General features: G+C 56.5%; 9 protein-coding genes. 5 read left to right on the forward strand and 4 right to left on the reverse strand.

Annotation, left to right across the window (positions count from 1 at the left end; genetic code table 11):
* Window positions 1-76: 76 nt before the first annotated feature.
* From VNX88_00550 to VNX88_00560, 3 genes are all read right to left on the reverse strand, one after another.
* Window positions 77-1834: a DUF885 domain-containing protein gene (locus tag VNX88_00550; protein ID HWY67116.1), complete on the reverse strand. Its 1758-nt coding sequence runs from the start codon at window positions 1832-1834 to the stop codon at window positions 77-79.
* A gap of 139 nt (window positions 1835-1973) precedes the next feature.
* Entirely contained in the window at window positions 1974-3077 is a 1104-nt protein-coding gene (locus VNX88_00555) for an NAD(P)-dependent alcohol dehydrogenase (protein ID HWY67117.1), read from the reverse strand.
* A 182-nt stretch (window positions 3078-3259) separates the two neighbouring features.
* Window positions 3260-4153: a GntR family transcriptional regulator gene (locus VNX88_00560; protein HWY67118.1), complete on the reverse strand. Its 894-nt coding sequence runs from the start codon at window positions 4151-4153 to the stop codon at window positions 3260-3262.
* 180 nt (window positions 4154-4333) lie between these two features.
* Between VNX88_00560 and VNX88_00565 the strand changes: the two genes are divergently transcribed.
* From VNX88_00565 to VNX88_00585, 5 genes are all read left to right on the forward strand, one after another.
* Window positions 4334-5080, forward strand: coding sequence for a sterol desaturase family protein (locus tag VNX88_00565; protein HWY67119.1), 747 nt, complete (start codon window positions 4334-4336; stop codon window positions 5078-5080).
* Between the two features lie 6 nt (window positions 5081-5086).
* Window positions 5087-6244: an alpha/beta fold hydrolase gene (locus VNX88_00570; GenBank protein ID HWY67120.1), complete on the forward strand. Its 1158-nt coding sequence runs from the start codon at window positions 5087-5089 to the stop codon at window positions 6242-6244.
* A gap of 18 nt (window positions 6245-6262) precedes the next feature.
* On the forward strand, window positions 6263-8137 hold the full coding sequence (locus VNX88_00575; GenBank protein HWY67121.1) for a DUF2339 domain-containing protein: 1875 nt from the start codon (window positions 6263-6265) through the stop codon (window positions 8135-8137).
* Complete coding sequence (locus VNX88_00580; GenBank protein HWY67122.1) at window positions 8134-9342, forward strand: DUF3999 family protein; 1209 nt, start codon at window positions 8134-8136, stop codon at window positions 9340-9342. The genes VNX88_00575 and VNX88_00580 overlap by 4 nt, the downstream gene beginning before the upstream one ends.
* A 245-nt stretch (window positions 9343-9587) precedes the next feature.
* Window positions 9588-10055 (forward strand): VOC family protein, encoded by a 468-nt coding sequence (locus VNX88_00585; protein ID HWY67123.1) that lies wholly within the window; start codon window positions 9588-9590, stop codon window positions 10053-10055.
* 83 nt (window positions 10056-10138) lie between these two features.
* On the opposite strand, the gene VNX88_00590 is transcribed toward VNX88_00585, so the two are convergent.
* Window positions 10139-11533, reverse strand: a complete 1395-nt coding sequence (locus VNX88_00590) for an efflux transporter outer membrane subunit (protein ID HWY67124.1) — start codon at window positions 11531-11533, stop codon at window positions 10139-10141.
* Window position 11534: the final 1 nt, after the last annotated feature.

Consider the following 11534-nt stretch of genomic DNA (forward strand, 5'->3'; position numbering starts at 1 on the left):
ACTCTTCGGTGCTGGTGGTGTCAATAAAGGGTGCCATCGGGTTAGAAGCATTCACTACGGGTCTCTCAAGCGCGCCTCACTTTGATTTTTGTTCCGCGATCCACTTGTCGGTGCGAGCTTCGAGAAGGTCCAGCGGGAGGCTTCCGCCATTGAGCATTTCGTCGTGGAAGGTGCGGATATCAAACTTGGGACCGAGTTCCCTGCGGGCGCGCTCGCGGAGTTCGAGGAACTTGAGCTGGCCAATCTTGTAACTGCAAGCTTGTGCGGGCCACGCAATGTAGCGATCGGTCTCCGACTGGATGGTGGGCTCATCGACTGCGCCAGACTTTCGCATGAACTCGACCACCTGATCGCGCGGCCATCCTTTGGCGTGAATTCCCGTATCGACGACGAGACGCACGGCGCGGAAGAGCTCCGACGACAGCCTGCCGTAGTCCGAAGCGGGATCCTGGTAGAAGCCAACTTCTTTACCGAGTTGCTCTGCGTACAGTGCCCATCCTTCGGTGTACGCATTGAATCCCAGTCCCTGGAGCCGAAACTTGGGGAGACCGGTGAGCTGGCGCTGCACCGACTGCTGCATGTGATGTCCGGGGATGCCCTCGTGGTAGGCAACTGCCTCGTCGTTGATGAGTGAACGATCAGCAGAGTTGGACGTGGCGACGACAACGCGCCCAGGCCGCTTGCCGTCCGGAGTGCCGGAGACGTAGTGAGTTGCTGCCGCTGCCTGAAAAGCGGGGATCGGTTCCACAGTTACGGCCGACTTCGGCATCAGCGTGAATAGCTCCGGGAGTTTCGGCTGCATCTGAGCGATGTAGTGGCGGAAGTCATCGACGATCTGCTCGGAGGAAGTGGGCTTGTATTTGGGATTGGTTTTGAGCGAGTTCCGAAACGACACGAGGTCCGTGAAGCCTTCCTTCTTGGCGATCACCATCATCTCGGCCTGAATGCGGTCGATCTCGCGTAGACCGAGCTGGTGTATTTCATCCGCGGTCATGTGAGTGGTGGTCCGGCCGTAGATGTCGTTTTGGTATCTCTTCTCTCCATCAGGCAGAGAGGTGACAGAGAGAGTAGTGCGGCCTTGCGGTGCGTATTCCGTGCGGATGAAAGCGGCGAAGGTCTTGTAGGCGGGGATCACGTCGGTGTTCACTGCATCGGTGATCTGCTGCGTCAACCTTTTTTGGTCTTCAGCGGAGATGCTCGCCGGATACTTCTTCGTCGGGAGCAGAAACGGATTGGCGTCGATAATGCCCTGACACTGGATTGGGACCTTCTCCAGAAGAAATCGGACCGGCATCAGCTTGTCCTTCATGCCGGCACGCATGACTTCGGTTGTCTGGCTCAGGACGCGTGGAATCTGGTGCAGGCGCGCGATGTAGTCCTCGTAATGCTTGACGGAGTCGAGCGGCACGGAAAGTGGAAGATCCGCGAGTGACGTATGGACGCCGTTAAATTGGCTGATGGGCATCTCGTACTCTTTGAGCTCGAAGTCCGCAATCCGCTGCTGCAGGCCGCGCACAAGCAGGTCGTGCGAAAGCTGGTCCTGATCGGAGAAGCCTGCAGTCGAGATGGACTGAAGTCGCGCATAAAAGCTCTCGGTCGTCTTCTCGCGCTGGACAATGGCGGCGAGTGAATGGTCGGCTAGCTTATCGTTGTAACGGTAGTCGCCGAAAGCGGTTGCCCGCTCAGGAAATTCTCGAAGGTCGGACTCATACTGCTCGTCGAAAAGAGCATTCTGCGTCGCGATACGCTCGGCAACCGGCGGAAGCTTTTTGTCTTGTGCAAAGGTGGAAACAGCTAGGGCGATGAGGAGAAGTAATCGCTGTGGAAGGCGCATAGGCCCGTGTAGCGTACCAGAAAGCAGGGGGGCCTCACGAAGCAAAGCGATTCGGCTGCCACACTCGTTCAACCGTATCGAGGCACGGCACAGCTAACGCCGTGCCCGATACGAATCCTCGCTATGGATCAACTCGACCCTACTTTAGTGAAGCCACATCGATAACGAAGCGATACTTCACGTCGCTCTTCAACAGGCGTTCGTAGGCTTGGTTGACCTGTTGAATCTTGATCAGCTCGATGTCTGCGGCGACGCCGTTGTCTGCGCAAAAATCCAACATCTCTTGCGTCTCGCGGATGCCGCCGATAGCGGAGCCAGCGAGGCGGCGGCGCTTCATGATCAGAGAAAAGCTATACACTGCTGCGGGTTTCTCTGGTGCTCCGACTAGCGTCATCGTGCCGTCGAGTTTCAATAAATTGAGAAGCGCGTTGAGGTCGTGGTCCGCGGCGACTGTATCGAGAATGAAGTCGAAGCTGCCGGCGTGTTTCTGCACTTCGGCTTCGTTCTTCGAAATCACGACTTCGTCGGCGCCCAGGCGGATGGCGTCAGCTGTTTTGTTTGGCGATGTGGTAAAGAGGACCGCGTGGGCTCCGAAGGCTTTAGCGAATTTCAGGCCCATGTGGCCAAGACCGCCAAGACCCACGATGCCTACCTTCTGTCCTTTACCAACCTTCCATGTACGCAGTGGTGAAAATGTAGTGATGCCGGCGCAGAGAAGGGGTGCTGTGCGGGCTGGATCCAAACTCTTGGGCACGCGCAACACATATGCTTGATCGACAACGATGCTATCGGAGTAGCCTCCATAGGTAACGCCTCCGAGAATTTTGTCTTCGCCGTTGTAGGTCAGCGTCAAGCCAACTTCGCAGTACTGCTCCTCTCCGGCACGGCAGGCCGAGCAGGTACGGCAGGAATCGACCATGCAACCAACTGCGGCAAGGTCACCTTCCTTGAACTTCTTCACAGCGCTGCCAACGGCCACCACGCGGCCAACGATTTCGTGTCCGGGGACGCAGGGATACACCGTCGGCATGACCATCTGCCATTCGTTGCGAACCTGATGCAGGTCGGAATGACAAACCCCGCAGTAGAGGATTTCAATCTGGACATCTTGAGCGCGCGGGGAGCGACGTGGGATGGTATAAGGCGCCAGAACACTGGACGCACTTTGTGCGGCAAACGCTTTCGCGGTGAAGGTTTGTGGCTTCTCGGTTTGGATGGCGGGCATTTGGGCTACTTCAGCCATAACTTACTCCTCCTTATGGAACTGGTTGGGAATAAAGAAACTTGCACCGGATGAGTCGACGCGAGATGTGGAGCTACCTTGCCATGATATGCCAGCCAGCCAATTCGGTGCAGATTTGTGGGAGGAAATTCAGGAGCCAGGAGCGCATGGAACGAACAAGCTACAAATTGCACAAAACCCGATCAGAGTCCGACCGTCGTCTCAACCACTGATGCGAGATGATGAAGGCATTCGTCGGCAATCAGATGGTAATGAATCTTCTGTCTGCACTTCACCATCGACACCGCTATGGAGTCGCAGAACACAGCGTCCATGCCGCGCAGGTCCACGTGAGACCTTTCTTGAAGTAACAAAGCTCGGAACGTGTGCCGCCGGGCGATCGCTGGAGCAAACACGCCTCGTGCCGTCTTCAACAAGCTCTCACTGAAGGACGCCACTGCAATGATAGATGGCTTCTCCAATCGGCGGATGAAATCGAGATGCTCATCGGCGCTGGAATACACAATCGGCACGCAAGGCCGGTTTCGAGGAACAAATTGCTTCAGGTCTTCGATGATGTGGCTCGGAGCAAATACCTGAGCTCCGACTGCCAACCCGGGGTTGCTCATAAACTCTTCGAGAGAACAAGCCTCCACCGGAGAGTTAAGGGTTTGGTGGGCCTCCTGGGAGATAACTTCACGAAGACCAGCCTCCTGCTCCACCACGAGAATGTGATCCGGCGGCTGGGCGAGTAGACGTTCACGGACTCGTTCTGTCAACTGCTGCAGCGAATAGCCCATATCCTTCGCGCGTTGAATGCTCTCATTAATGAGGTCGTCGAGATTGGAAGGTGGGCTCAGACCAGGAACTGCACGAGTTCCTACAACGAGCTTGCTGCCACGCTGCCGCGTCAGCCACTCTCGATGAACGAGATCCTGATAGGCCTCACTGACCGTGTTGTAGTGAACCTTCACTTGACGGGCAAGAGCTCGGACACTCGGCAACTCCTGGCCGGCGCGCAACTGTCCAGTCGTAATTAAGACAACAATTTGCTCGGCGAGTTGTTCCCGCAGCGGGACATCACTATCTTTGCTCAGCGCAAATCCTCATTTGCCAGATCAGGAATTCCTGCCCGTTAATTCATCTCCACAACTTCGCTGTTTGAGGCGGCTGTGACAGGTTTGCAATCTGTCATAGTCGTTGTTGTTCATCCAGAATTCTCTCCGTAAGCTCGGGATGTTGAGATTAGCACTCGCCGTAGACAGGGAGGAGAAATCATGATTCCGATAATGATTATCGTCATGGCAACAATCTTCTTTTTCATCCTTGAGCGGGTGCTTCCAGGACGAGAATTGCCCGAGGCCCCGGGCTGGTTCGCTCGAGCCGCTCTGATAAATGCCTGCCAGTTGGGAACCGTCGTGCTGGCGGGTGTGGCTTGGGAGCGATGGATGCAGCGATGGTCGCTATTCCATATCTCGGACTGGATGTCTCCCCCGGTGCAAGGCTCTCTGGGCTGGTTTGTCGGCACTTTCGTCTTTTACTGGTGGCACCGGGCTCGCCATGATGTTGATTTCCTCTGGCGAATTTGCCATCAAGTCCACCACAGTCCAAGCCGAATTGAGTTGCTGACGGCATTCTACAAACATCCGCTTGAAATCGCAGTAGATTCAATGATTGCGAGTGCCTTGATGTTTTCCCTGTTAGGAGCATCTCCCGAGGGAGGCACATGGTTTAACGTTCGCAGTGCTCGGCGAATATCTCTACCACAGCAACCTCCGCACTCCGCATTGGTTCGGGTACTTCATTCAGCGGGCCAGAACATCATTCCATTCACCATCAACTTGATGTTCACGGCTTCAACTATGCCGATATCACGTGGTGGGATCGTCTATTCGGCACGTTCAGGGACACGGACCAGTTTGCCGCGCAGTGCGGATTTCCTGATGGGCATGAGCGAAATCTGCGTCAAATGCTCGTCTTCCGGGATAGTTATTAACGATTGCCTTTGCAAGAATTCCTTATAAGTGTCTATGCGCCGACATCTCCTACGCCGGATTCTAATTGCGGGCACCATTGGATATCTACTTTTCTCCATAGCCGGAGGGATTACCCTCGCCGAGCTCCAACTTCATCCCTGGAAACGCAGACTCTCGCACGGCGACGAGGCAGCGATATTTATTCGTGCCCGTTATGGAACGGCGCTTGAAAACGTTGAGATCACTGCGCGGGACGGCATTGTGCTCAAGGCGTGGTATGTGCGGCCGCACAATGCGAATGGACGCGACATACTCATGCTGCACGGCGTGGCCGACAACCGCGAAGGAGTCGCGAGTTTCGCCGCGCCGTTCCTCGAGCGTGGATATAGCCTGCTGCTTCCCGATTCGCGTGCTCACGGTGAAAGCGGAAGCGCGCTTGCAACATATGGACTGCGGGAGAGCGACGACATCCATCGCTGGGTGGACTGGCTCTACACTAGCCGGCAATCAAAATGTGTTTACGGATTTGGTGAGTCCATGGGCGCCGCTCTCGTGCTCGACAGCCTTACGGCTGAAGACCGCTTCTGTGCCATTGTCGCCGAGTCGCCATTCTCATCGTTTCGCTCTGTCGGTTACGAACGCGCCGCGTGGTATGTGAGAGCTCCAACCTGGGTTGGACGCACGCTGCTGCGTCTGCCAGTCGAAGTGGGAATGGACTACGCAAAGCTGCGCTACGGCCTCGACTTCGATAGCGACAGCCCGGCAGATGCGGTCCGTCGCTCCTCCACTCCGGTTTTGCTTATACACGGCGCCGACGATATCAACATTCTTCCGCGCCACTCCGAGCTGATCGCCGCCCAATCCCCCACGCACGTAACGCTCTGGGAGGTTCCGGGAGCCACTCATTGCGGGGCGTCGTCGATGCAGCCTGAGATGTTCTGGAACAGGGTCCTCTCGTGGTTCAGCAGCCATTCCGAAAGGGCCTCCGGAAAAGCAGCGATAAGCTTGATACGACCTTCTGAATTGGGAGCAAAACGAGCAAGAGTGGGACAGGCAAACGCAAGGAGCCTTGGCATAAACGCAGACTTGGAATGGCGCGCCCCCCTTCGTAATTTGAAAAGCCTCGCTTTCCCGCTACCCGATGCTGGGTTACTTAAGTGCTTGATTACATTGGTGCGATGTGCCCGGGAATCTGTCCTGACCGGCGTTTGAGTGCGATAGTTTACCGTTATGGCTGATCCGCAGGATGAACTCGTGGCCTTACGCGCGCAAATGAGTGCGCTTACTGCGCGCCTGTACCACGTAGAGCAAAGACTCGGCCTTGACTCCGACCCGGCGCGGGAGGCTCCCGGCTTGGTTCGCGAGACCGCTCCCGCGCCTCCCTACCGTCTGGCTCCGCCCTCTCCTCCTGCCGCTCGCGCGTTGGAGCCAATTCCAATCGCGCCGCCGGCGTTCACCAACTTTTCCGCCGCCCCTGAAAAGGACGAAGACGAGCTCGAAGGCCAGATTGGGAAGCTCTGGCTGAACCGAATTGGGATTGTTGCCATCCTGATTGGAGTCTCGTATTTCATCAAGTACGCCTTCGACAATGGCTGGATTGGCCCAGCGGGCAGAATTGCGCTGGGGCTGTTGGCGGGGATTGCGCTTATCTTGTGGAGCGAACGCTTCCGCGCGCGGGGCCATGCCCCATTTTCTTATTCTCTTAAGGCCGTTGGAATTGGCACGCTGTATCTATCGCTGTGGGGCGCATTCCAGGTGTATCACCTGGTGCCTTCTGCCGCCGCCTTCGTGGCGATGATCCTGGTCACAGGTGCAACGCTGACACTGGCTCTCACGCAGGACGCGGAGATTCTCGCCGCCTTCGCCATGATCGGCGGATTCAGCACTCCAGTCCTGCTTTCCACCGGACAGAATCACGAGATCGTTCTCTTCTCTTATATATGTCTTCTAGACCTGGCGATGCTTGCCATGGTACGAGCGAAACCATGGCGCCGTTTGCTGGTGGGAAGCTTCACTGGGACAGCGATCCTCTACGGCGGGTGGTTCTTTTCGTACTACACGAGAGACCAGCGCGCTGTTACGACGCTGTTTACCTTGATCTTCGCCGCAATCTTTGCCACCATTCCTTTGCTTACGCCGCTTACGCGATCGCGGTGGCACGCCGGCTTTTCCATAACTCTGACGCTGCTTCCGCTGGTGAATGCGGCAGCCGTCTTCCTGTGTCTCAACGCGATGTATGAGAACGCGACGCTCACCTGGTTCTCGTTGGCATTGGCGGCGGCCTATCTGCTGCTGAGCAGCCAGTTCAAGCGGCGTGTCGGCAGTGAGCCCGACGTAGTGAAGACAATCAACCTGCTGCATGTAGCAATCGCCGTCGCGTTCATCACCATCGCAATCCCGCTGAAGTTGAACTCGCACTGGGTCACGCTCGGTTGGCTGGTTGAGTCTGCGGTGCTGCTGTACATCTCAGTGCGGACGAAAACAAATTTCCTACGCTACTTTGCCGCCGTTACGTTGTCTCTGGGAATTATTCGTCTGCTCGTTTGGGATAACTTCCGCGTGGAGACGCTGATCTTCAATGCACGCTTCGCCACATATCTGGTGGCAATCGCGATTCTCGGCGGCATCGTTGCTGCAGCCAGCCGCTTCGCCAGCGAGCGCGAACGGCCTGCGGTTCGCGTTGCTGGTATTCTGCTGAACCTGCTGGCGCTGATCGCGCTCACTCTGGAAGCGTCGGACTATTTTCTCCGGCAAGTCAGCGGGCTCTATCAGATGCACGATAACGCGGCCGCCACATTTCATCAGCTCAATCTGGCACGCAACTTCAGCTATTCCCTTATCTGGCTTGCTTATGGCGCGGGACTCATGATGTTCGGCTTCCGCAGACGCTCGGCGTTCGTTCGCTGGCAGGCGCTAGTGTTGATCGCGTTCACCATCGGCAAGGTCTTCCTCTTTGACGTGTCGGAGCTGCAGCAGGGATATCGCATATTGAGCTTTATTGCCTTGGGAGCGGTGCTGATGGGAATCTCGTACGTTTATCATCGCGACTGGCTCAACCTCGGAGCGAGCGCGACGGCAAAATCGACCGAGGCGCCCTCTGCATGAAGATGATTGTCACGCCCCTCGTCTTTGTTCTCTTGCTCGTCCCTTCGGCCTCTCATTCGAGGTACCAGCGTCCGGTGCAAGTCTCGGCTAGCGGACAAAACTACGTTGCTGTCGACGAAGCCATCTGGAACCATGCGCGGCGCGACCTGGGCGATCTCCGACTCGCCTCAGCGGATGCCGAGATTCCTTATGCGTTCGTGGTCCAGCGAGGCAGCTCCGAGGAGCAGCGCACCGAACTTTCCGTTCTGCAACAGTCGAGCGTCGGAGGAAAGACGCAGTTCCTCATCGATATGTCCGGGCTGGCGGAGTATGACCATGTGCAACTAAAGCTCGCGACCAGAAACTTTGTCGCGCATGCGCACTTGGAGGGAGCGGATGATCCGCATGCACGCGCCTGGGCCGGGTTGGGAGGCACAATCCTCTACGATCTTTCTAAGGAAAGTCTCGGATCGAACACAATGCTGCGCATTCCTCGTGCTACCTACAAGTATCTGCGCGTGACGATCGACGGTCCGGTCGCTCCATCCGATGTTCAGGCTGCGACCTCCGAGATGGCGGAGGAGCATCCCGCCGTGTGGCGCGATGTGAGCAGCACGCCGGCACAAGCACAGTCGGGCAAAAACACAGTATTTACCTTTGTCGTCGCCGACAGAATCCCCATTGAGCGCGCGGTCTTCAGCATCGCGGCATCTCCAGCGACAAACTTTCGGCGTGATGTTGAGATTCGAGACGAAAAAGACAACTGGTTGGGGTCAGGTGACATTGAACGCATTCACATGGTGCGTGGCGGGCAAAAGGTCGACTCCGAACATTACACGGTAAGCTTTTCCGGAACTGGGCATAGCACGATCAAAGTACTAATCCACAACGGAGACGATCGTCCCCTCAACTTTGCCGGCGCACGTCTCGAACAATTGGAGCGGCGCATCTACTTTGACGCTCCCGGTCCAGCCCAGCTCGTGCTCTACTATGGCGACGAGAAGTTGACTTCGCCTGTTTACGATTACGCCAAGCTGTTCCAGCAGAGTAAAACTCCGACTGCTACCACGCTACGATCAGAGGCCCCGAATGTAGCATTCACCGAGCGCCCCGATAAACGACCGTGGACTGAGCGCCATCCCGTAGTGTTGTGGATCGCCATCATCGCCGCAGTCGTCGGACTGAGCGCAGTCGCGCTGCGTTCTATGCGCACAGCAACTGCTTAGGCTTCGCCCAGGAGCAAGCGTAACCGCAGTGAAGGCTCAAGCAGCGACGCCGCCTAGCCCGCAGGGGCAGATGCAGGACAAACTTCCCGGATTCATAACCATGGAGTCGCTAGAGTCGCTCTGAACTGCCGGGACGATTTTTTCTCCATCACATGTCGATTTCCAGAGGGCCGCACGTCACAGATATGCGCGACAGATGACATCGCGCAAGCAATCGATCTTTGAAGCCTTTAAAGGAGATAGTGATGAAAAATAAGGTAAGAGCAGTTCCCGACGGCTACAACACAGCTACCCCTTACCTCACCATTCGAGGTGCGGCGAAGTCCATCGACTTCTACAAGCAAGCCTTTGGCGCTAAAGAACTCTTTCGAATGCCGGGTCCAGACGGCAAGATTATGCATGCTGAGATCCTGATTGGGGATTCTCACATCATGCTCGCCGACGAATCGCCCAAAGCCGAAACGAAGTCGCCGCAGACGTTGAACGGCAGCGCCAGCGGCATCTTTCTGTATCTCGATGACGTCGATGCATCGTTTAAGCAGGCGCTTAAGGCAGGCGCGAAGGAAACTCAGCCTCTGGAAAACATGTTTTGGGGCGACCGCTTTGGCAAACTCACTGACCCATTTGGGCACAGGTGGATGCTGGCATCGCACATCGAAGACGTATCTCCTGCAGAGATGGAAGAGAGAATGGCTGCGGCTGTCTCGAAGTAGTCCTGATGGCTAAGCAGTAGTTCGCGCGGCGAGTGCCGGGCGACTTCGTGGCGCCTTGAAGCACTCGCCGCTTCGATGAGAAGCTATTGCTGCCAGCCTCCACCCAAGCCCTTGTAGAGCTGAACCAAGGACAACATTTCGTTAAGTTGAGCTTGTACAAGGCCGAGTTCGGCGGTGAAGTAATTCGTGTCGTTAGTGAGCACTTCCAGATAACTGGTGGCGCCACCTGTGTACCGCAGATGCGAGAGACGAGTCGCATCCTGCGCCGAATCGACAAGGAGCTTTTGCTGCTCGCGAAATTCCTGGGTCTTGCGATACGCAATCAGCGAGTCGGAGACATCGCGGAATGCCCCTTGAATGGTCTGCTGATAAAACAGCAGGCTCTCCTGCTGTCGGGCTTCGGCGAAGCGGACGTTCGACCGCAACCTGCCCGCTGTGAAGATCGGCTGTGCCAGAGTGGAACCAAAGGTCCAGAATCCCGCGGGACCAGTGAACAGGTTGGTCAGCGCCGAACTCTGGAATCCCGAACTTGCGGTAAGAGAGATCTGCGGAAAATACGCCGCTCTCGCCACGCCGATTTGAGCGTTGAAGGCGATCAGCTCCTGTTCGGCCTGGCGAATGTCGGGCCGCCGCTCCAGCAATGAAGAAGGAAGGCCCGCAGGAACCGTGGGAGGGTGGTACTGTTCCGTCAGTTGCTTGCCGCGCGGAACCGGACCCGGGTTGTTTCCCAAAAGGATACTGATGAAATTCTCTTCCTGCTCAATCTGCTGTTCCAGGAACGGGATCTCCGAGCCCGCCGTGAACACCAGTTGTTCGGCTTGACGCACGTCAAGCATGGACGTCGAACCGCCTTGGGCTAGCAAGTTGGTTAAACGAAGCGAGTCCTGGCGCGATGCCAGCGTGCGCCGCGAAATATCAAGCTGCAAGTCGAGCGCGCGCAGTTGGAAGTAAGCGCCCGTGAGATTCGCAATCAGCTCAGTAATGATCTCGCGCTGAGCCCACTCGCTCGCTACGAGACTCGCACGCGCGGATTCCGTAGCCCGGCGAAATTTTCCCCAAAAATCCAATTCCCAATCGAACTCCAATCCAACTCGATTCGTGTTTGTATCGATTGGAGGAAAGATTCCCTGGCGGGAATTGCGCAGGTTTATCGCTGACGCGTTGCCGGACACGGTGGGAAACTGATCGGCCCGCGTAATGCCCAGTAGCGCCTGCGCTTGGAGAACGCGAGCGGCCGCGCGGCGAACATCGTAATTCTGTTGAAGCGCGGTCTTGATGAGTTCCTTTAGCTGATCATCCTGAAAAACGTCCCACCACTTTTCATCCGCGAGTGACTTAGCGTCTGTTGTCGCGGCTTGATCCGGAGTGAGTCCGCGATAGACCGTTGGAGTGTTGATGGTGGGCTTCTTGTAATTCGGGCCAACAGCACACCCCGAAACAAACACCACTAGCAGCAGGGGAAAGACAGCACTCTTCATG

The sequence above is a fragment of the Terriglobales bacterium genome (assembly GCA_035567895.1).
Classification (GTDB): Bacteria; Acidobacteriota; Terriglobia; order Terriglobales; family Acidobacteriaceae; genus Gp1-AA112.